18 protein-coding genes are annotated in these 19,527 nt (G+C 62.6%); 14 read left to right on the top strand and 4 right to left on the bottom strand.

Annotated features, from left to right (window positions below; all coding sequences use genetic code 11):
- The first annotated feature begins 11 nt into the window (after positions 1–11).
- Genes HMPREF3088_RS07750 through HMPREF3088_RS07740 form a run of 3 tightly spaced genes read left to right on the top strand, consistent with a single transcriptional unit; the run spans position 12 to position 4,086 of the window.
- Positions 12–1,619, top strand: coding sequence for an ATP-binding cassette domain-containing protein (locus HMPREF3088_RS07750; RefSeq protein WP_034375285.1), 1,608 nt, complete (start codon positions 12–14; stop codon positions 1,617–1,619).
- Positions 1,616–3,211 carry an ATP-binding cassette domain-containing protein gene (locus HMPREF3088_RS07745; protein WP_034375287.1) on the top strand — a complete coding sequence of 532 codons (1,596 nt, stop codon included), beginning with the start codon at positions 1,616–1,618 and terminating at the stop codon, positions 3,209–3,211. Before HMPREF3088_RS07750 ends, HMPREF3088_RS07745 begins: the two co-directional genes overlap by 4 nt.
- Complete coding sequence (locus HMPREF3088_RS07740) at positions 3,208–4,086, top strand: siderophore-interacting protein (RefSeq protein WP_034375290.1); 879 nt, start codon at positions 3,208–3,210, stop codon at positions 4,084–4,086. The genes HMPREF3088_RS07745 and HMPREF3088_RS07740 overlap by 4 nt, the downstream gene beginning before the upstream one ends.
- Here HMPREF3088_RS07740 and HMPREF3088_RS07735 read toward each other — a convergent pair.
- Positions 4,083–5,516, bottom strand: coding sequence for an MFS transporter (locus HMPREF3088_RS07735; protein ID WP_218079000.1), 1,434 nt, complete (start codon positions 5,514–5,516; stop codon positions 4,083–4,085). The two genes, HMPREF3088_RS07740 and HMPREF3088_RS07735, sit on opposite strands and share 4 nt — an antisense overlap.
- A gap of 50 nt (positions 5,517–5,566) precedes the next feature.
- Here HMPREF3088_RS07735 and soxR point away from each other — a divergent pair, with 50 nt between their 5' ends.
- Entirely contained in the window at positions 5,567–6,028 is a 462-nt protein-coding gene (soxR, locus tag HMPREF3088_RS10230; protein WP_034375295.1) for a redox-sensitive transcriptional activator SoxR, read from the top strand.
- A gap of 131 nt (positions 6,029–6,159) precedes the next feature.
- On the opposite strand, the gene HMPREF3088_RS07730 is transcribed toward soxR, so the two are convergent.
- Entirely contained in the window at positions 6,160–7,518 is a 1,359-nt protein-coding gene (locus HMPREF3088_RS07730; protein ID WP_034375297.1) for an aminotransferase-like domain-containing protein, read from the bottom strand.
- Positions 7,519–7,628: 110 nt separating this feature from the next.
- On the opposite strand from HMPREF3088_RS07730, the gene HMPREF3088_RS07725 reads away from it, so the two are divergent.
- The 3 genes from HMPREF3088_RS07725 to HMPREF3088_RS07715 all read left to right on the top strand — a co-directional run bounded on the left by HMPREF3088_RS07725 (position 7,629) and on the right by HMPREF3088_RS07715 (position 9,592).
- Entirely contained in the window at positions 7,629–8,234 is a 606-nt protein-coding gene (locus tag HMPREF3088_RS07725) for a LysE family translocator (protein ID WP_034375299.1), read from the top strand.
- 141 nt (positions 8,235–8,375) lie between these two features.
- Entirely contained in the window at positions 8,376–9,008 is a 633-nt protein-coding gene (locus HMPREF3088_RS07720; protein WP_034375303.1) for a ClpP family protease, read from the top strand.
- Entirely contained in the window at positions 9,005–9,592 is a 588-nt protein-coding gene (locus HMPREF3088_RS07715; RefSeq protein WP_034375306.1) for a ClpP family protease, read from the top strand. Before HMPREF3088_RS07720 ends, HMPREF3088_RS07715 begins: the two co-directional genes overlap by 4 nt.
- 30 nt (positions 9,593–9,622) lie before the next feature.
- Here the strand turns inward: HMPREF3088_RS07715 and HMPREF3088_RS07710 are convergent, their stop codons facing one another.
- A complete protein-coding gene (locus HMPREF3088_RS07710) occupies positions 9,623–9,892 on the bottom strand; it encodes a helix-turn-helix domain-containing protein (protein WP_102239633.1) in 270 nt (89 codons plus the stop codon).
- Positions 9,893–10,412: 520 nt separating this feature from the next.
- On the opposite strand from HMPREF3088_RS07710, the gene HMPREF3088_RS07705 reads away from it, so the two are divergent.
- Together HMPREF3088_RS07705 and HMPREF3088_RS07700 are read left to right on the top strand one after the other, a co-directional pair.
- On the top strand, positions 10,413–11,114 hold the full coding sequence (locus tag HMPREF3088_RS07705; protein ID WP_227909757.1) for an exopolyphosphatase: 702 nt from the start codon (positions 10,413–10,415) through the stop codon (positions 11,112–11,114).
- Positions 11,115–11,144: 30 nt separating this feature from the next.
- Positions 11,145–11,357, top strand: coding sequence for a hypothetical protein (locus HMPREF3088_RS07700; RefSeq protein WP_034375397.1), 213 nt, complete (start codon positions 11,145–11,147; stop codon positions 11,355–11,357).
- Between the two features lie 44 nt (positions 11,358–11,401).
- Here the strand turns inward: HMPREF3088_RS07700 and HMPREF3088_RS07695 are convergent, their stop codons facing one another.
- On the bottom strand, positions 11,402–12,973 hold the full coding sequence (locus HMPREF3088_RS07695) for a recombinase family protein (protein WP_070759179.1): 1,572 nt from the start codon (positions 12,971–12,973) through the stop codon (positions 11,402–11,404).
- Positions 12,974–13,101: 128 nt separating this feature from the next.
- Here HMPREF3088_RS07695 and HMPREF3088_RS07690 point away from each other — a divergent pair, with 128 nt between their 5' ends.
- The 5 genes from HMPREF3088_RS07690 (at position 13,102) to HMPREF3088_RS07670 (ending at position 19,494) form a co-directional block, all read left to right on the top strand.
- Positions 13,102–13,995, top strand: a complete 894-nt coding sequence (locus HMPREF3088_RS07690) for a hypothetical protein (RefSeq protein WP_141759454.1) — start codon at positions 13,102–13,104, stop codon at positions 13,993–13,995.
- 193 nt (positions 13,996–14,188) lie between these two features.
- Positions 14,189–14,527: a sulfate permease gene (locus tag HMPREF3088_RS07685; RefSeq protein ID WP_070759177.1), complete on the top strand. Its 339-nt coding sequence runs from the start codon at positions 14,189–14,191 to the stop codon at positions 14,525–14,527.
- A gap of 231 nt (positions 14,528–14,758) precedes the next feature.
- Positions 14,759–15,724: a HamA C-terminal domain-containing protein gene (locus HMPREF3088_RS07680; RefSeq protein ID WP_070759176.1), complete on the top strand. Its 966-nt coding sequence runs from the start codon at positions 14,759–14,761 to the stop codon at positions 15,722–15,724.
- On the top strand, positions 15,721–18,285 hold the full coding sequence (locus tag HMPREF3088_RS07675) for a DEAD/DEAH box helicase (RefSeq protein WP_070759175.1): 2,565 nt from the start codon (positions 15,721–15,723) through the stop codon (positions 18,283–18,285). The genes HMPREF3088_RS07680 and HMPREF3088_RS07675 overlap by 4 nt, the downstream gene beginning before the upstream one ends.
- Before the next feature lie 765 nt (positions 18,286–19,050).
- Positions 19,051–19,494, top strand: coding sequence for a hypothetical protein (locus tag HMPREF3088_RS07670; RefSeq protein WP_012360708.1), 444 nt, complete (start codon positions 19,051–19,053; stop codon positions 19,492–19,494).
- Positions 19,495–19,527: the final 33 nt, after the last annotated feature.

Here is a 19,527-nt window from a genome sequence, read left to right as displayed (position 1 = left end):
TAGTGTTGGGGGTGACAACCACGACACCTCTCTTCGACCCCGCCGTCCTGCGACTGCTGCGTCCCTCCCTCCCGGCGCTGGCCGTTGCAGCGGCTGGCGCGACGCTCTCGGGTCTGTGCGGTCTGGCCGCGATGTGGCAGATCGTGCGCATGATCGACACCCCGGCCCCCGAAGGGGTGGGTTGGGCCTGCGGCGCCTGGCTGTGCGCGGCGCTCCTGGCTGCGGGTGCTTCGTGGCTCGCGCACGCTGTCGAGGGGCGGTTCGAGGCGCGTGTGCGACGCGAGGTGGCCGGTAGTCTGCTCCGGCTGCCGGCCGATCGTTTGGCCGCCTACCCGACGGATCGGTCGCGTCGGCTCGTCTCCGAGGACGTCGCCGCGCTGCACCACATGATCGCCCACCTTCCCGCGGAGGCAGCCACCCTCGTCGCGGTCCCCATGTGCGCCGTTCTACTGATGCTGGCACTCGCCGGGCCCGTATCCCTGCTCGCCCTCGTCCCGGGGGTGCTCGCCGGGGCGGCCTACCTCACGGTGATCCCACGACTCTCGGCGAGACATGGTGCCGAGCGGGGTCGGGTGATGGGCGAGATCACGACCGCGATCGACGACTACGCCCGTGGCATCCATGTCTTCCGCAGCTACGGCGCAGCGGAAGGCGCCCTCGCGGACTATACGGACGCCGCCCGGCGCTTCACCACCGGCATGCTCGCCTGGGTGCGACGCGTCGCCACTCCCGCCGCGGTCGCCGTCGGCCTGCTGCAAGCGGCCGCGAGTTACGCCATCGCCTACGCGGTCGGCTCCGCCCGGGAGCCCGCCGTGCTCGCGGCAATCCTCCTGCTCAGCCTCGCCCTCGTCACGCCCGCACTCCGGCTCGGACACGGCCTCGACTACATCAGCGCGGGGCGGGCCGCTGCCTCACGCATCGGGGCGCTCCTCGCCGAACCTGTGCTGCCGCACGGCAGCGCGAACCCGATTGATGGGCCGGCGGGCGTTCTGGCGGACGGGATCGTGGTCTCGGTGGGCGAGCGGAGGATCCTTGACGGGCTCGCCCTGACCGCGCCGGCGTCCGCGGTGACGGCGGTCACGGGCCCGAGTGGTGCGGGAAAGAGCACCCTCCTTCGCGTGCTCGCGGGCCTGCAGCCGCCTGTGAGCGGCATCGTCAGGATCGGCGGAACCGACGTGTCGGCGTTCTCCGAAGAGGCACGGCCGGAGGCGGTTCTGCTGATCCCGCAGGGCGGCGACGTGCTTCCCGCAAGCATCCGCGAGAACCTTCGCCTGACCGCCCCCGATGCCGACGACGCGACGCTGACGGCCGCCCTCGCTCGCGCCCAGCTCGACCTCCCGCTCGATACCGACGCCGCCCTGCTGTCAGGTGGAGAGCGCCAGCGCGTTTCGCTTGCCCGCGCGTTCCTCGCGCCCGCGGGCGCGATCCTGCTCGACGAGCCCACGAGCGCCCTCGACGACGCGACAGCCACCCGCTTCTGGGACGAACTCGAAGAACTCGCCCGCGCTGACGGGAAGACCGTCGTGGCGGTCACCCACGATCCGCGCCTCGCCGACCGAGCCGACCATGTCCTCAGGCTCCTCCCGGCGGCCGCGCCTACGGAAGGAGACGACCGATGAATCGCAGCACCTCTGCAACCGAGCAGGCGCGGCCGGGCTTCCCGACCCCGGCGAGACGGCGGATCGCATGGATCGGCACCGGCTGGGTGCTCGTAGCCCTCGCCGAAGCTACCGCCTACACGGTCCTTGCCGTCGCGATCCGTGACCGGGGCGGCGTCCTGCCCGTGCTCGCCGCAGCGGCGGTGTCGCTGGTCGCCACCGTGCTGGTCTCCCGCACCGGGTATCTGGGCGGCGCGCGATTGGCCGGCGACCTCTACGCCCAGCTCGGCCAATCCCTTTCGGCCGCGAAGCTGTCCTGGTTCACGGCAGATAACCGCGCACTCGTGACCACCGTTGCCGGACGCAGCATCCCGGCGCTGATGGGTGTGCCCGCCCATCAGCTGCAGACAGTGATCTGCGCGCCGCTCGTCCCTCTGCTCATGATTGTTGCGGTCGGACTCGTGTCCGGTGCTCGCGAGGCAGGCGTGCTCGCCCTCTTACTTCTGGCCGCCCTCGCCGCGCAGATGCTCGCGCAACGCCATCTGCAACGCGCTGACGCCGAACGTCATCGCATCGAGCAGGAGGCGACGCGCGCGACGATGGAACTCGTCGACCACCTCGAACTGATCCGCACCGCAGCCGGTCCCCGAGGTCTCGTCCGCGCAGATGAAGCATGGGCACGACAGGAACAGGCCATGGCGCGAACCAACCGTGCCGCAGCGCCCGCAACCCTCGTGTCCTCTCTCGCATCGGCCACGCCCGTTGCCGGGATGCTGATCCTTCTTGCCGTGTCCGGACAGTTCGCGGCCCCGGCGGCAGCCCTCGCGTTGCTGGTGCTCACCATCCGAGCGTCCGCTCCGATCGACGAACTCGCCCTCGCCGGCGTCAGCCTGAACGACGTACGCTCACACAGCTCGGCCTACCATTCCGCCGCGACGGCGCCAAGCCTTCCCGCCGCCGCTCACCCCGTACCTCCGGCAGGTTCAGAGATCGAACTCCGCAACGTCGGACATCCTCCCGCCCTGCGAACGATCACCGCGACCATTCCCCCAGGGGCACGTGTCCACGTCGCCGGACCCAGCGGTGCGGGCAAGAGCACCATCCTCGGACTGTTGCAGCGCTTCGACGACCCTGCCGAGGGCACCGTCACACTTGGCGGCGTCTCGCTCTCCGCACTCGAGGAGGCGGAGATCACCGCAAGAATCGCCTACGTCCCCCAGGATCCCGTCGTGCTCACCGGCACGCTCGCCGAGAACATCAGACTCGGCCGCCCCGGAGCCTCCGACGACGAGATCATCCACGCGGCCGAGCGCGCCCAACTGGGCGAGGTGATCGCTCGCGACCCGCTCGGCATCCACCAGCACCTCGGCGTCCACGGGCAAGCGCTCTCCGGAGGTGAACGTCAACGCGTCGCGCTCGCACGCGCTCTCCTCAAGAACGCACCGGTGCTCGTGCTCGACGAGGCCACCTCCGCTCTCGACGCGGCCACAGAACAGCGGATCGCCGACGCCCTCGCTGACATCGATGCGACTCTCGTCTTCGTCACACACCGCGACCCCGCCATCTGGCACCCCGACCACACCATCCCCTTGGAAGGACCACAGCCGGCATGACTACCATCCGCCGTCGCATCCGCGAACTCACGCAGCAGACCATGCGTCCCGTCTCCGCCAACGCCGAGATCACCAGCATTCACAGCATCGCCCCGAGCTACACGCGCGTCACCCTCGCCTCGGCAGGCCTGGCCGACTACAAGCCCACACTGCCCGCAGACGGCATCAAAATCGCCGTACCTGGGAAGAACGGCGCGCCCGAGATGCGAGCGATGACCGTCTCACGCCGACTCGCACCCGAAACGATCGAGATCGACGTCCTCACCCATACGAGCGGTATCCTCCTGCCCTGGCTGGCCCAGGCCCGCCCGGGCGACCACGTCGATGTGTATGCTGTCCGCCGCGAGTGGGCGCTCGGTGATGAGGTCATCGAGCACATTCTCATCGCTGACGCCAGTGCACTCCCCGCAGCTGCCACGATCCTCCACGCCATCCCGGAAGCAAACCGGGTACATGCCTGGCTTCACATCCCAGAATCCGACGATAGCGTGCTCATCCCGACGCACCCCGGCCTCCAACTGCATCTCCGCACAGGTAACGGGTGGACACCGACAGAACTCTGCGACGAACTCGATAAAACGCTCCCCACGATCCCCCTCAAGACTGGAGTACAGACCTGGCTCGCTGCCGAAGCCTCGACCGTCGCAGAGGCACGCCGATGCCTCATCCGGCACGGACAGGATCGAGACCACCTGTTCGCCGCCGCCTACTGGAAGCACGGCCAAGACAGCACAACACGCGACGAACACATCCGACACGCCTTCTCGGAGACGATGACGCGAGACCTCGACCTCACTGATCCCGACACGCGCGCCGAGACTGAAATGCTCGCGGACGATATCGACGCTAAGCCAAAGGCTGCGCCTGCCTCTTAACGTGCTGTTCGAGGCTTCCTGGTGACAGAAAGCGCGGTAAAAATGCCGACGAGGGTGATAACGGCGATTCCCAGGATGAGCCAGCGGGCTGCTGTGAGGTCGCTCGCGCCGCCGAGGACGAGCAGGTTTCCTGCGATCGCCGAGGTGAGGGTGAACGCAATCAACTGCGTCGTGCTGACAGCGGCTGCGGCCTTTGCACCTTCGACCTCGTCGTCGCTGCTACTCATCGCTGCGACCGACAGGTGCGGGAAAGCAAGTCCGATACCGACACCCGCGATCAATAGCACGACCACCCACAATACGACCGTGAGCGCCGAAGCGTCCGTGACTTGCAATAGCCCGTAGGCGACCAGGCCAAAGGTGAGGAGCACTGGACCGGTACGAGTAAACGCGCGAGCTACGTTCCCGGTGGCGTTCGCACTGAAAAGTTGAGCAACCACCCACCCAAGCGAGAGAACCGCCCCCAGGAGGCCTGCCAGCAACGGGGAGAGGTTCGCGAGCTGCTGTCCAAACAGCGGGATGAAATTCTCGGTCATGACGCCCGCACATAGCGCTGCGACCGTGAGGTACACCCATTTGAGTTGGTTGCCGCGGGTATAGGTGAGTCGAGGAAGCACCCCGTTAACGTCACGAGCATCGACCGCGAGAAACACGATGAGAAGAAGCAGCCCTGCGCCGATCATCACCGGCACCCAGTTACTTGAAAGGGTGGAGCTGAGGCTGAGTGTTGCTGACGTGAGGGCGAGGGCGATGATTGAAGGGATCGGCACTCGAGCCTGTGGAGACTTCGCAGGTTTATGTCGGGGCAAGGCACGCAGCGTCACGAACGTTAGGGCGATCGCAAGCGCGGCGAGCACACCGAACGCGGGGCGCCATGCGTCGAGTTCGGCGAACACGCCGCCGAGTGCAGGACCTACGAGAGTGCCGATGCCGAACATCGCGGACACCACTCCGGTGCCACGAGTCCAGAGGGTCTGGGGTAGAACGCTGCGGATCACCGCGTAGCCGAGGCCCGTGAGTAGGCCCGCGCCAAAGCCTTGTACTGCTCGCCCGGTCACGAACAGTTCCATCGTTGGGCTTGCTGCGCTGATGAGGGTCCCGGCAGCGAAGAGCAGGTACGCGGTGACGTAGGCTCGGGCAGCTCCCTGCGTGGTGAGCATGCGGCTGACGAACATCGTCGCTATCACCGCTGTGATCAAATACCCGGTTGACGCCCAGGCGTAGTATTGCTCACCACCGATCTCTGAAACCACGGTTGGCATGAGCGCTGCGGTGAAGTACAGGTTCATGGCGTACAGGCCGACCCCGCTCGCCATGACGATGACTGCCGATAGGTGCGGCTTCGAGAAGAGCGCCCTCCACCCGGATTGGGTTTCAGGAATAGCGGAGGGCGTGGGCTGCTGCGGGTGTTCCGGTGTCGATGAAGTCACATCAGCTACGCTAGAACTTCAAGTTCACTTGAAGTCAAGGAGAAGGCGCTGTGAGCTACGCACCCACGGATCTCCTCACGGTTGGGGAAGTCGCTCGACGCGCTGGAATCGCTACCAGCGCGGTCAGGTTCTATGAGGATCAGGGTTTGATCTCTTCCGTTCGTACGGCTGGGAACCAGCGCCGGTATCCCAGGTATGTGCTGCGTCGGATCGGGATCATCAGCGCTGCCCGTCGTTTTGGTATTCCTTTGGCCGAGGTTGCGCAGGTGTTCGAGTCACTGCCTGAGAACCGGATGCCGGGAAAGGCCGACTGGCGAAAGATCTCTAAACGCTGGCACGAGCGACTTGAAGCGAGACGACGAGAACTGGAACGTCTTGAAGAAGAACTCGTTGGCTGCATCGGCTGCGGTTGCCTCTCGCTCAATACCTGTCGCATTCTCAACCCCGATGACCAGCTTTCCGCTGAAGGCCCTGGTGCCAGACGATTGCGATACTCCGCCGAAGGGGACTGAGGTTGAGCCAGAGGTCCGGCACGGTTGCCGTCGACGGCTCGTGAACTGCGACGCGGGAGACGAGGACCCAACCCGCTGGGCTCTCGATCGTTCGGATGCTTCCACCTTGCGTGCCTCTGTGGCCTTCCTCTTTAGGGCATCGTCTCAATGAGGCGTTTGAGCCGCGCGAGCCCGCGTTCGAGTTGCCGAGGATCGGGGCGGCCGATGCACACACGGAGACCCGATTCTTCACTCGACGGATCAGTGAGCGTTGCTGTCGGAGGCGTGACGAGTATGCCTTCGCGCGCTGCCAGGTGCGCGGTTTCCTCTGCTTGGGCCCTGGGCATCGGGAGCCAGAGGTGGAAGCCGCCAGAGGGAAGAAACGGGATACGGTCGGCGAGCATCGACCCGGCGAGGTCGAGCCGTTCTTCGGATTCGGCGCGCAACGCGATAGCGATATCGGCGGCGGTGCCGTCAGAGATCCATCGCGCGACAAGTTCAGCCATTAACGGGCTGACCCCCAGGGTCGTTGCTTGGAGGACGGCACGTCCCTGGAGCTGGTTGTTTTCGGGAGAGACGAGGGTACCGACTCGGAGGCCTGGACTTAGGCTCTTGGAGAAGCCGTTGACGTACCAGGTTCTTTCGGGGGCGAGCGTTGCCAACGGTGTTGTCTGGGCGGCTCGGAACACCGAGTAGACATCGTCTTCAATGATGGTGGCATCATACTTGCGGCACACGTCGACGATGCTGGTCCGTCGTCGTTGATCCATGACGTAGCCGAACGGGTTGTGCAGAGTTGGTGTCAGATACACGATCCGAGAAGGTGCGTCCTGAGTTGATCTCAGCACGTCTGCGAGCACGTCAGGGATCACTCCGTGGTCATCAGTGCGTACGGAGATGAGTTGTTTCCCGGTTTGCCGGACCGACTCAAGGGCTCCTGGATAGGTATGTGCTTCAGTGATCACGACCCCTCTGGGCTCACCTGCAGCAGCGAAGGCGACAGCGAGAGCATGTTGTGCGCCATGTGTAATCAGCACTCGTTCAGCCGTAACCGGCATGCCCTGGGTGCTCAACCAAGTGGCGATCGCCTGTCGATGACGCAGCATGCCGAGTGGGTCGGAGTAGGTCGAGAGGTCGGTCGTTGATACAAGCTGAGGCAGGGCTGTCAACGTGCTTGCCAGCTTTCGGGCGGCAAGCATCGGCGGCGGAACGTTGACAGACAGGTCTATGAGCTCAGTCCCGTCGCGTGGACAGTCCGGCGCAGCAACGAATGTGCCCCGTCCATGTTCGCCAGTAACCAGCCCTCGGCGTTCAAGGTTCATGTAGGCACGCGTTACCGTGCCCACCGATATACCCAACCGCCGGGCTAGATCACGATGTGCAGGCAGGCGCGCCCCGGGGGCAATCTCGCCACGGAGAATGTCGCTCTCAAGTGCTCCCGCGAGTCTCTCGTGGAGGGCTGCTGTGCCACCGTCCTCGATCCACGGGTGCCAGGTCGATCGTGTACTCATCGGAAGTCAAGTGTACTAGGACACCTGCCGCATTGAGCCGATGAGTGTCACACTCGCAGTGTGTGTGAAAGATCCAATCCTGCGCCCTCCCTGCCGGGGGCTGTCCCCGGATGAATACTGACACGCTCCTCGCTCTGGGGTTCTATGCTCTGGTCACTTCGATCACTCCTGGACCGAACAACCTGATGCTCCTCGCCTCCGGGGTCAATTTCGGCTTCGCCAAGACGCTCCCGCACCTCGCCGGGATCAGCATCGGATTCGGAGTGATGGTATTCGGAGTCGGGCTCGGTTTTGCCGAACTGTTCACCGCGTACCCGCCCCTCTACACCGGGGTACGGATCGTTGGGGCGCTGTATCTCGTTTGGCTCGCCTGGCAGATCGCCACAGCCCCCGCACCGTCCGACAGCGGAACGCGCCGGAGACCCCTCGGATTCCTTGGCGCCGCCGCGTTTCAGTGGGTGAACCCGAAAGCATGGGTGATGGCAGTAGGAGCGTCCGCGAACTACCTCCCAGCCGGGGCAACCGTGGTGCAGGTAGCGGTCGTCGCCATCATTTACGCGCTGGTCAACGCGCCGAGCGTTGCGTTGTGGGCGCTGTTCGGATCAAGTGTTCGAGGTTGGCTCCAGCGCGCTCAGAACAGGCGCATGTTCAACATCCTCATGGCGATTCTTCTCCTGGCAACCCTGTACCCCATGCTGACGGCACGCCTCGGCTAACAACGAAGCCTGCCGTCAGGTAGATCGACAGAAAGCTGCAGCCGTGTAGTCCGATCTGGCACCGGTGCCTCTCTGCTGTGGGCAGCTCTGCCAACAGCAGATACCTCAACGCGCTGCTGCGCTGAGAGCGACGATTGAAGCATGAGCGATTCCCCGAAACAGCCACTGTTCACCGAATCCGTAAGACGCGAACTGTACGAGCGAAGGGTGCTCGTCCTCGATGGGCCGCTCGATGACGACAACGGCACCTTGCTCGCAACACAACTCATCAGCCTTGCCTCGATTGACTCGTCAGCCGATATCGCACTGTGGATTCATTCTCCTGGCGGATCGGTACCGGCGATGCTCGCGATACGTGACGTCATGAACACGATCCCCAACGACGTTTCAACGCTCGTTTTCGGTATCGCATACAGCGCCGGACAGTTCCTGCTCTCCGCGGGCACCAAAGGCAAACGGAAGGCGTTCCCACACGCCCGCGTACTCATGCACCAGGGCTCGGCCGGAATCGGCGGTGCCGCTGTGGACATCGCGTTACAAGCGGACGACCTCCGCCACACGCGCGATACCGTTCTCGGGTTGATCGCGGAGGACACCGGACAACCGGTCGAACGCATCTTTGAAGACTCCTTGCACGACCACTGGTACTCAGCTTTGCAGGCCCGCGAGTACGGCTTCATCGACACCATCGTGGGTTCCTTCGACGACTACCGGCCCCAGCAACGCCAGACGGTGACCGGGTTCACTTCCGAGCCGAAGGGGTCAAGCCGATGAGCAGCTACACCATTCCCAATGTCATCGCGCAACATCCTCGTGGTGAACGCATCATGGACGTGTATTCCCACCTGCTCACCGAGCGTGTCGTCTACTTAGGAACCGGGATCGACGCGGGAGTCGCCAACGCCCTCATCGCACAACTGCTGTACCTCGAAGCAGACAGTCCTGATAGTGACATCCAGCTCTACATCAACTGCGAGGGCGGCGACCCGAGCGCTATGCTCGCCATTTACGACACGATGAAGTTCATCAAGCCTAATGTCGCCACAACATGTGTCGGGCAAGCGGTATCCGTCGGAGCAGTGCTTCTCGCCGCTGGCGCACCAGGGAAACGTGCGGCGCTGCCGCACGCACGGATCGTGCTCCACCAGCCAGCCGCGCAAGGCCGAGGGACGATCCCCGATCTCATCTTGCAAGCCGATGAAGTCATCAGACTACGCTCCGACATCGAGGGCGTACTCGCGCACCACACGGGCCAGAGCATCGAAACGCTCCGCGCGGACACCGACCATGATCGGGTGTTCACCGCGAGCACCGCCCGCGATTACGGACTTCTTGACCATGTGATCGCGCAACGGTGATAGCAGGATGGCTGGCTCACAGACACGGGATCAGGCAGCAAGCGCAAAGAACGACTGCGATACCGAAATCTCGACCTGTGTGTCACTCGTCATCGCGAGGGACCGAGCAACATCCAAGGTGAGATCAAGCAGCGTGATCCCTAATGCGCCTCCAACCGCAGCGATAATCTCGCTCGAAGGTTCCTTCAGCCCCCGCTCGATCTCGGAAAGATACTGCGGCGATACCCCCGCGCGCGCGGCCACCTCGTTTAAGGTCTCACCGCTATCTGTCCGCCGCTCTCTCAGCGATTCACCGAGCATGTGCCGCCACAGGGGTTCGCGGGATTCGGGAACCCTGGATTCACCATCGGCATCAGTGCTTTTGGGGCTGATCGGGCTCGCAGCCGTGGGCGTTTCAACCATGCTTCATGATAAAGCCCCCGCCCCCGAGCCCGCAGCCGAATCTGCTCACAGCGGAGACGGTGTCCAGATCAGCGCCTTCTAGCGCAATCCATTCCCAAGGGGTCGGAGGCGATCCTCTGCGTCGCAGAGCGAACAAGTCCGCAGATCACGCTCACATACTTGTCGCCCACCCAGGGCACTACCCGCCTGATAACGCTGGGATTGAAAAACCGGTCGCGGGTTCCGCTGTCGCACCTCCCTTGTGGGAGGCGTCACCGTGGACGAGCACAGCACACCAGCCGCGAGCATCGATGCCGCGGCCCCAGCAGATTCATTCTGCCACGAATTCGAGAGCCCGCATGGACTGCGGGCCCTCCTTGTCCGGTTACATGAGTCCGGGCCGGGCGCCTGGCGGGGTGACCGTGAAGCATCAGAACTTATGCGGTACACCGCTACGAAGTACCGGCCACTCGCGCGTAAGCACGGACTGGACGCCTGGGAGGTCGCCTCTGCCGCGTTCGAGGTTATGCTCGCTCCCTCGACGCGGAACGCGGACAACCCGTGGGCCGTGGTCACCCGTGCCGTGCAGATCACTTGTCACGCGGAGACTCGTGCCGCAGGAATGCTGACCTCTGCCAACAAGGTGCGTCACACCGCTCGGATCGTCGGGTTTCATGATGCTGTGCGGTTCGCCGAGCGAGAGCGCTTGGCCGACTATCACCCCGCATTCACACACAACGACGACGACGCGGACGAGAACGAGCATGAGGCACGAGTGGCCGCGCTGCTGTCTGCGACGGTCGCGCTATTCGTCTCGGCGGGCTGGGATACTGCGCTCGTTGCCGAGTGCGTTGAGCATGTGGTCTACCGGCTCGCTGATCTGTCCTCGCGTCAGCGCGGGGTCGAGGTACTGCGCCGCGACCGCACGATCCCGGTGCTGCTCGGTCTGCCGCCCCGCTCGTGGTCGACCTTGTTGCGGATCGTGCTCGGGCATCCCGACCGGAAACATGCTGGTACCCCGGTCGGTGACGGTGTGCTGCTGCGATTACTGCGCGGCGAAACGGTGGACGCTCTGCGCGACGACGAGGCGCTGATGGATGCGATCCGCGCCGCCCATCCCGACAAGCACAACCCACGATGAATCTGGGGGCGGGGCTCCGCACCTAACGGTATGAACACCCACACCGCCATCCCCGCCGCCGCCCCTGTTCCGTCGTCTGCTGCCACGCTCGGCGCGCGGCTCGCCGCCGCCTCCCGTAGTGCGCAGGGCTTCACCACCGTGGTGGCCGATCCTGCGGTGCTGGCCGAACTGCGCGAGCTCTGCACCACGCCACGCCCCATGAGCCCGGCTGTCGCTGAGAAAGGCAACGGCCCCGCCCCCTAATCTGCTTTGCTGCCAGGGGCGGGGCCAATCACGCACGATCCGGCTTATGCGCGCCAGATGAACTCGACCCGGTGCGAGAGGACTTCGGCACGGTACGCAGCACGACGCACATGGAACGCTTCGACGCTCTCGTTACGGCGACGGGCCGGGGTCGCACCGTTCATGCCCTGCGGGAGCGCGTGCACGAGTACGGCTTGGAGAATGAGGCTCGCCGCTTGGTACTGCCACATCGGGGTGCGGCCCTCCCATTCGGTCGCAACCGTAGTGACGTCGATGCTCGACCCAGCGTGCTCAGGCATGGCGGCGGTGTACTCGCGGCGGGTCGCCTCGATCCGCTCCGCGATCCTCGCGCGCTGCCGCACCCACATCGCTTTATCGATCAGCCCGTCGTAGTAGTCGTCATCAAGCCTGGCCAGGCGCTCCCGGTCCGCGTCGAGCATCGCTGTGAGCCCGACTCGCGCCACAAGGTCGCCGCTGGATCGTTGGCGTTCTTTGGGGTGGAGAGTGATCTGCTCGAACGTCGCCAGCACAGCCTCTTCCACGAGCCTCTCGATTTCGGCAGAACGGATCGAACGGTGACACCCGCCCCGCGTGGGCTGGATGCACTGGTACACGCCGCCCCGGTGAATCATCGCCGTCCCGCACTTCGAACAGCGGATCAGCCCCGAGAAGGGATACATGCGCTTCGCCGCCCCGGTGCCGGGTTGGTGGAAGCTCCGCGCTTGCTTCCTCGCGTCGAGCACATCGGAGACTTGCTGCCAGGTGTCCTCATCCACGAGCGCGGGCCACGCCGCTTTCACTTGCATTTTCGAGGTCTTCGCGCGACTCCCGTCCGGCATGACGGGCCGATACTCGCGCACACCCTTGTTGGAGGGGTTGTAGAGCACCATCTTGAGTGTCCGATCTGACCAGGCGCACCCGTGGGTGGTGAGGATGCCGCGCGCATTCCAGTCCTTGCGAATGCGATAGAGCGAGTCACCGGCCAGCACCCGCTGATACATCTCGACTACCAGCGGCCCCGTCACCGGATCGGTCACAAGCGCGCCTGCCTCGGCGCGGTATCCGAATGGCACCCTGCCGCCGTGCCAGGCACCCTCGATTGCCTGCTGTTTCGCCGCCCGTGCGACACGGCGGGCAGTGTCAGCGGACGACTTGTTCGCCATCGCCACCAGCACCCTGGCCATCGCCACGTCAGAGTCCGTATCCAACCGAAGTGAGCCGGTGACTGAGCGGACGGTGAACCCGCCGAGCACCTTCGCATCGATGAGGTCTTCCAAGTCGCGCGGGTCGCGCACCGCACGATCCAAGTCGTAGGCGACCATCACCTGCGCGTGACCGTCGGTGAGGTGTGTGAGCATGGCGCGGAACTGAGGAGGGATCACCCGCCGCACCCGCTCACCAGACGGGAGCGTGATCGTGCGCTGCTTGAACGCCGACGTGTCATTCTCACGAAACACCGCTGCGACTTCCCACCCGTGGGCGGCGGCGTAGGCTCGGCAGTCCGACTCCTGCCGATCCACGCCGCGTTCGGTGCCCTCGGGGTCGTCACTGATGCGGACGTACACCACCGCCCGCAATGGCTCCGTGGTCTGCTCTTGCTGCTCGTTTTGGCCCATGCTCCGGCCCGCCTTCCTTCTCGTGTGAGAGGTAGGTGCGTTTACAGAACCTCGGCTACGCGATCACTGCGCATCGTGCGCAGGGCTCGACCGTGACGACGGCGCATGCGATTGTGTCGTCGCCTGAGATGACTCGTGAATCGTTCTACGTCGCGATGAGTCGCGGCCGGGAATCAAACCGCGCCTATATCGCCACCGATCAGCACCACCTCGAAGAGCACCAGCACCGCGACGACCTTCAGGTGACCGCCAGGAGCATCCTTTATGGCATCCTGCAACACGTCGGGGCGGAACAATCCGCTCACGACACCATCACTGCCGAGCAAGAAGCGTGGGGATCGCTCGCGCAGCTTGCCGCTGAATACGACGCCATCGCACAAGAAGCTCAGCAACATCGCTGGACCGTCCTGCTCGAGCGCGGAGGCCTGAGCGTCGATGTCATCGATGAGCTTGTGGAGACTGAGTCGTTTGGAATCCTCACCACTGAACTGCGTCGCCTCGAGGCCGCGGGCCACGACATCGCGCAACTTCTGCCACAGATCGTGCAGGCTGGGAACCTCGACGGCGTGGAGGACCTCGGGTCACTGCTTCGGTACCGGATCCAAAAGATCGCCAGTACCTACCCACCCTCGTCGAGGAGCGAGGCGGGGCTCATCGCGGGGCTCGTACCGCGAGCTACGGGCATTAGCGACCCTGCGATGCTGCGGGCATTGAACGAGCGTGAGCGCCTCGTGGAGCAACGCATCGATACTCTCACCCAGGCCGCAATCGAGCAGCCCGCACCGTGGCTGAGCACACTCGCCAAGCGGGACCAGCAAGTGCAGCGCGACGTGGTCCGTGCGGTCGTCGCATACCGTGACCGTTGGGGCATCACCTCAACAAGCGCCCTCGGGCCGATACCTGCCGATGATGCGCAACGCATCGACTACGAACGCACCCAAACCGCACTCGCCAGACACCGAAACGACACCGTTGAGAGAACTCAAGAAGCCGCGCAGCGACCGGGCGGGCGGACGCTCTAGGCACAGCCCGCCAGGACCTTGGGGGTATTCCTTCTTGCCGGGGCTCGCCGTATCCTGATGTTGGCAGGAGCAACCACGCGCCGATCCCCGCAAGCTGGGGTGAGGCAGACCGTCCGGGAATGATCTCGGGTACTGAACCACTCAGGACCAGCCACACCGCGATAGTCCTGCGTGCGAAAGTGAGGCCCACATCATGCTCCTGAACCGGCTTTGGAACGCCAGCATCCACACCCGCATCTTCCTCCGCAGGTGGATGCCGACGAACATCCTTCTCGACAAGCTGCGCACCCGGCGCGGTCTCAAATGGGGGATCCCCTCCATGCTCCTCGGCGTCGTCTACCTGCTGATCGCAGTCACCTGCATTGGGCTCATTGAGCAGGGCTGGAGCAAATGGCTCTACCTCATGTTCGTCCTCATGCTGTGGAATGCGTTGAAGTTCCTTCTCTTCGGCCCCTGGAGCGTCGTGCTCCTCATCCACCATCGGAGCGGCCGCCCGCACCACACGTCAGGGTCTGCAAGGTCGCTTCGGTAACGCAATGGTTCTCGGCAGCACACGAATTGCGGCGCCTTCCAACATGACGGTCTGCGTGTCGAAGGGTATCTGCCATAGCAGTACGGTAAAATTCGTGCCATGACAGTTTGAACCGGGTCGTCGGTCCACTCGACCCTCAGCTGAAGAGGTCGATTATGAACAGACACGAATCGTGGGACGTTAGAGCGCTGGTCGTCGCGTCGTCCGCCCGGAGCAAGATCGGCTTACCGCATGACTAGCGAGGCGGGTCAGACTACCATTGACGAACAAGTCCCGTTGATCGAGGCTGTTCAACGGCTCGTGCGGGGTGGCTGGGACGAAGTAGAGAGTTCGTTAGTCACTTACGGCGAACCAATCGCTGTTGAAGGCACGCGTTCGATTGTCCGCTGTCATTTTCTCCGAAGTGACCCTTTGGGAACCCCTCGCCTCAAGACGCTGGCGCAGCAGCTTGCGAATCAGATCGTTAACTACTGCATTCCTCGGACGGAAATTGAAAAGGCCAGACAACTATCTCCGGATAGGCAGATTCCAGAGATTACTCGCCTAGCTAACGAAGCGTCACGCCTGTTCACTCAGACCCAGGTCAAGACCGGGGAGGGTGCAGAACTCCTTTTATATGCGTTGCTTGAAAAAGGACTCCAGATACCGCAGGTTCTTAGCAAGATGTCTCTAAAGACGAGTACCGAGATGCAGTACCACGGGGCTGACGGAGTCCATGCGAAGCTCCTTGATAACGGGGATCTAGCTGTTTATTGGGGTGAAGCAAAGCTCTATGAGTCGGTTGCTAAAGCGATGACGGATTGCATGGATAGCATCGCGCCTTATCTGGCTGGCACCGCTCACGAGCAAGACGTCTTCCTGATCAGACACTACGCCGACACTGGAAACGCGGAGGTAACGGCTCGTCTGCTCGAGTACTTCAACGACCGATCGCTCCTCTCTGCGAATGTCGAGATGCGTGGCGCCTGCCTTATTGGGTTCGTTCATGAAAACTATCCAAGTCTTCCTCGTGAGGAAGCATCTCTTAAGGCTGAACTGGACGAAGTCCTCAGTAGTTGGGCGCAATCCACAAAGACGCGCCTTGAGAATCGTTCCCTGACTAAGCATGCTATCGAGGTGTTCTTCTTTCCAATGCCGTCCGTCGAGGAATTTCGAAAGGCAATCAAGACTGAGCTTCGGATTGAGGTCAAGCCATGAGTCAGTTGTCGGACCGGGTGCTCGCCCTCAGCCGGTTCCGAGCTGGACTGGAGGAAATCGCGGTCAGTTCGGTACAGGCGGATGTGCCTTTTCTGGACGAATCCGCGTCTCCCACGCGCGAGCCGGACTGGGCTTTTCTTTTGGTGTGTGCGAGTGCGCTAACGCCAGAGGCGAATGAGGTTGCTCAGGATGCCGTGCTGCGTGTTGCGCAAGGATGCCTGAGGTCGCGCCACAGCAGCGATGAGCAGCGAGCCGCCGCCATTCTTCTCCTAGATCGTGTGGGGAATCAGCCAGCAATCGATTTGGCACGAGACCGTGACGAGAGCATCATCGCGTCGATCGAAGCAAACTCATCGACACTTGTCCTTGACGCGCTAGGCCGTCGCGCCGAGCTAACGGTAACGCTGCCGAGAGGCGACGTTATCGACGTCAACCCTTTTCAAAAAGCGTTCTGGGAGCTCGCTTCTGCCAATGACTGGGTGAGTGTATCTGCGCCGACATCCGCAGGTAAGTCGTACATCATCCGCGAGTGGATGTTCTCCGAACTGCGAGGATCGACGCCTGCACGACTTGTGTACATAGCGCCTACCAGAGCCCTCGTGGAGGAGGTTAGCGAGGTCTTTCGATCCAAACTGGATGACAGCGTCGGGGTTCACACCCTCCCGTGGGACCCTGAAATTACTGGCTTCGAACGACAGGTGTTCGTTCTCACGCAAGAGCGTCTTCACCTGCTGCATCAGCGGTTGCCGCAGTTTTCACCATCGGTGATCTTTGTAGACGAAGCGCAAAAGATCGCTGATGGCACTCGCGGGATACTGCTAACGCAGGTGCTAGACGAAGCCCTTCGCCGGGACCCAACTGTTCGGTTAGTGTTTGCGAGTCCTTTGTCAGCCAACCCCGACATACTCCTGGATCCAGCATCTTCGCAGGATCGCAAAGCCGCACTCGTCGGCGAGACCGTGACGGTGAATCAGAACCTCGTCTTCATCAACCAGGTCCGTCGGAAGCCGCGCCGCTATGCGCTCTCACTCGTGTACGAAGGTAAGGAACGGGAGGTTGGTCAGATAGAACTACCCCTCGCTCCAGATGGTGTTGGGCAGAAAGTTCCTCTCATCGCTGCCGCGATTGGGGGCGACTCCACAGGGAACCTTGTCTTTGCGAACGGACCGGCTGAAGCGGAGAAGTTTGCGAGAACCATATTCGATGCTCTAGGCGAAGACCTCGCGATAGAGTCGGATGCTGTCCAGGAGTTGGTCGACTTTTCCAAAGGCGTCGTGCACGAGAGGTTTCAACTCGCCGAGTTCGCCAGGCGGGGTGTCGCCTTCCACTACGGTGACATGCCTCTCGTGCTCAAGGCGAAGGTTGAGGAGTTATTCAAGCGAGGAGAAATCAGATACCTCGTATGCACTTCCACCCTTCTTGAGGGAGTGAACCTGCCGTGCCGAAACCTCTTCCTACGCGCTCCGCGCAAGGGGCCCAGGATGCATATGCCCATGCCAGACTTTTGGAACCTGGCCGGAAGAGCTGGTAGATGGGGCACTGAGTTCCAGGGGAACATATTCTGCGTTGATACATCAGATGCGAAGGCCTGGCCTGAGAAGCCCGGGAGGCGAGAGCGGTCATCGATCGTGCCCGCGGCGACTACGACGCTGTCCAACGTAGCTAGCGTAATCGAGTACATCGACCGTGGCGCGCACAAGGCTGATCGCGAGACGCCTCCGGAACTCGAATCAGCCTTCAACTGGCTTGTTGGGCGCTTCATATCTGACGGAAATCTGGTTGGGCTTCATGGTGTCTCCTTGAGGGCGGAGGAGACCGACCGGATCGCTGAGGCACTTGAGCGCGTGACGCCAACGCTGCGGCTTCGCCCAGACCTCGTGAAGAAACATGCAGGCATCAGTCCGATGTCGATGCAGCGCCTCTTGGACGCCGTATTGGCAAACGGTCACCCCGAGGAACTTGCTCTCGTTCCTCCAACTAGCGATGATGCTTTCGATGAGTACAAGACCGCGCTGGACTATGTAGCTGAGCACCTGGGTGGGTCGTTCGAGCCTGAGTCTCGTCGCTTGTCGCTTGCGCGCCTCATCGTTCACTGGATGAGAGGTGTGCCTCTTAGTGTCATTATCGACAACCGCGCGAGGTGGCGACGCGATCAAGGCCTAGAAGTCTCCTATCCGGGCCTGATTCGTAAGGTGATGGCGGACGTAGAGGACATCGCGCGTTTTGAGGCGCCAAGGTACCTTTCCTGCTACGCCGACGTCGTGGCGCAAGCGGCGGGAGAACTTGGTCGACAGATCGATGCGGATGCCGTCGATATCGAGATGATGCTTGAACTGGGAGTGCCACGGCCAACCGACATGTCCTTCATTTCGGTTGGGTTGTCAAGGGCTACTACTCGCGCGATTGCGGAGTTTGTACTGGATCCCTCACTCTCTCCTGCGCAATGCACAGCTTGGATCGAGAATGTTGACGTGGAGCAGCTAGAGCTGCCTGCGTTTGCTGCACGTGAGATCGTCGCTCAACGACAACTCTTCTCCGAGCGTCGCTGGCGAGCAGGTTAATGCGTAGGCACCATCTCGGGCCCGAGGGCGACCAGAATGGGGACCAGAATCACGCGGTTTCGGTGAGATTTCAAGCATTTGGACGCCTGCGCTCAAGTGCGGCGACGTCCGATACTTCTCAGGCGTAGAAGTGCAGTATTTTGTGCAGTTGTGCGATGCGTCAGGCCAGAGGTTTTGCTTACACTCGCTCGCTTTAGGTCACTTCGATCTTGGGCGTTGAAATTGAGAACGCAGTTTTACTCCAGCCTCCTTGAGTCCCCGCCATACCATTGAGTGCCCCACGCCTAACTCGCGGGCAATCTCACGAGTGGTGAAACCCTCCCTATACCTTCGAACAGCATTAGCCACCTGCTCATCGTCTAGACCCTGTCGACGGATCCGAACACCAGCATCCTTCAAGAGATCCCTTACCTTCTCCTTACCTAGCCGGTGCTCGCGAGCAATCGAAATCAACGGGGCTCCCGATTCATATGCCGAAACCATACTCTCGATCATCTCCGGGGTGACAGGGGTTACAGCCGTCCCAATCGGCGTCACGACTGGGCCCCGAACATCGGTCCGCGGCGTGGATGGACCCAAATCTTCAACATCGTACCCTTCGCTACATCCCTGAGAAATCAACGATTTCAGCGCCGTGAACGCGGTTACAGTTTCCTCCACGTTGGGGCACCATAATTTCCCCTTCGTATTTCCCCTCGTGACCGCCGGATTTTCTCATCCGGCGGTCATTTGGATTCGCCCCCGCCGTGGGTAGACTCGGGAGTTGTGAAGGAATCGCGCGAAAACCAGGATCCGCAGGAGCCCTTTCCCCTGCGCGTGCGCATTGTGCAGATCATCTTTCTCGCACTCGGCGTCATCGCCACGCTGCTACTCGCGTGGTGGCAATATGAACGCTGGCAATCCACCAGCGGCTCCTTCCAGAACTTGGGCTATGCGCTCCAGTGGCCGATCTTCGGCATCTTCCTTATCGTCACCTACCGCAAGTACATCGAATACGAGCGGGAGCGCCTACTCGGCGACGACGAGGCCGCCGTCGAAAAATACGCGGAAGACCAGCTCACCGAGGTCCCGGAAGACTTCCTGGCCCCCAGCGCAACGAGGGAATCCGAGACCGCGGAGGTTTTCGAGGATCACCGCAGGCGGGATGCCCGCTCGGCACCGCTACCGGCCCAGGAAGAACGAAGGAAGCGCCAGGCCAACGAGGGTTAGCGCCCGCACGCCCGATTCCCGATAATCCACCCC

The sequence above is a fragment of the Corynebacterium sp. HMSC22B11 genome (assembly GCF_001815965.1).
GTDB lineage: Bacteria > Actinomycetota > Actinomycetes > Mycobacteriales > Mycobacteriaceae > Corynebacterium.
Note: the sequence above shows the minus strand (reverse complement) of the source record. Positions and strands in the feature narration are given on the sequence as shown.

What these genes read in the sequence shown, in the direction of transcription:
- HMPREF3088_RS07745 (WP_034375287.1), top strand. Translation starts at nt 1,616, where the DNA reads ATGAATCGCAGCACCTCTGCAACCGAGCAGGCGCGGCCGGGCTTCCCG.
- HMPREF3088_RS07740 (WP_034375290.1), top strand. Translation starts at nt 3,208, where the DNA reads ATGACTACCATCCGCCGTCGCATCCGCGAACTCACGCAGCAGACCATG.
- HMPREF3088_RS07730 (WP_034375297.1), bottom strand. Translation starts at nt 7,518, where the DNA reads ATGAGTACACGATCGACCTGGCACCCGTGGATCGAGGACGGTGGCACA.
- HMPREF3088_RS07725 (WP_034375299.1), top strand. Translation starts at nt 7,629, where the DNA reads ATGAATACTGACACGCTCCTCGCTCTGGGGTTCTATGCTCTGGTCACT.
- HMPREF3088_RS07720 (WP_034375303.1), top strand. Translation starts at nt 8,376, where the DNA reads ATGAGCGATTCCCCGAAACAGCCACTGTTCACCGAATCCGTAAGACGC.
- HMPREF3088_RS07715 (WP_034375306.1), top strand. Translation starts at nt 9,005, where the DNA reads ATGAGCAGCTACACCATTCCCAATGTCATCGCGCAACATCCTCGTGGT.
- HMPREF3088_RS07710 (WP_102239633.1), bottom strand. Translation starts at nt 9,892, where the DNA reads ATGCTCGGTGAATCGCTGAGAGAGCGGCGGACAGATAGCGGTGAGACC.
- HMPREF3088_RS07705 (WP_227909757.1), top strand. Translation starts at nt 10,413, where the DNA reads ATGCGGTACACCGCTACGAAGTACCGGCCACTCGCGCGTAAGCACGGA.
- HMPREF3088_RS07700 (WP_034375397.1), top strand. Translation starts at nt 11,145, where the DNA reads ATGAACACCCACACCGCCATCCCCGCCGCCGCCCCTGTTCCGTCGTCT.
- HMPREF3088_RS07695 (WP_070759179.1), bottom strand. Translation starts at nt 12,973, where the DNA reads ATGGGCCAAAACGAGCAGCAAGAGCAGACCACGGAGCCATTGCGGGCG.
- HMPREF3088_RS07690 (WP_141759454.1), top strand. Translation starts at nt 13,102, where the DNA reads ATGACTCGTGAATCGTTCTACGTCGCGATGAGTCGCGGCCGGGAATCA.
- HMPREF3088_RS07685 (WP_070759177.1), top strand. Translation starts at nt 14,189, where the DNA reads ATGCTCCTGAACCGGCTTTGGAACGCCAGCATCCACACCCGCATCTTC.
- HMPREF3088_RS07680 (WP_070759176.1), top strand. Translation starts at nt 14,759, where the DNA reads ATGACTAGCGAGGCGGGTCAGACTACCATTGACGAACAAGTCCCGTTG.
- HMPREF3088_RS07675 (WP_070759175.1), top strand. Translation starts at nt 15,721, where the DNA reads ATGAGTCAGTTGTCGGACCGGGTGCTCGCCCTCAGCCGGTTCCGAGCT.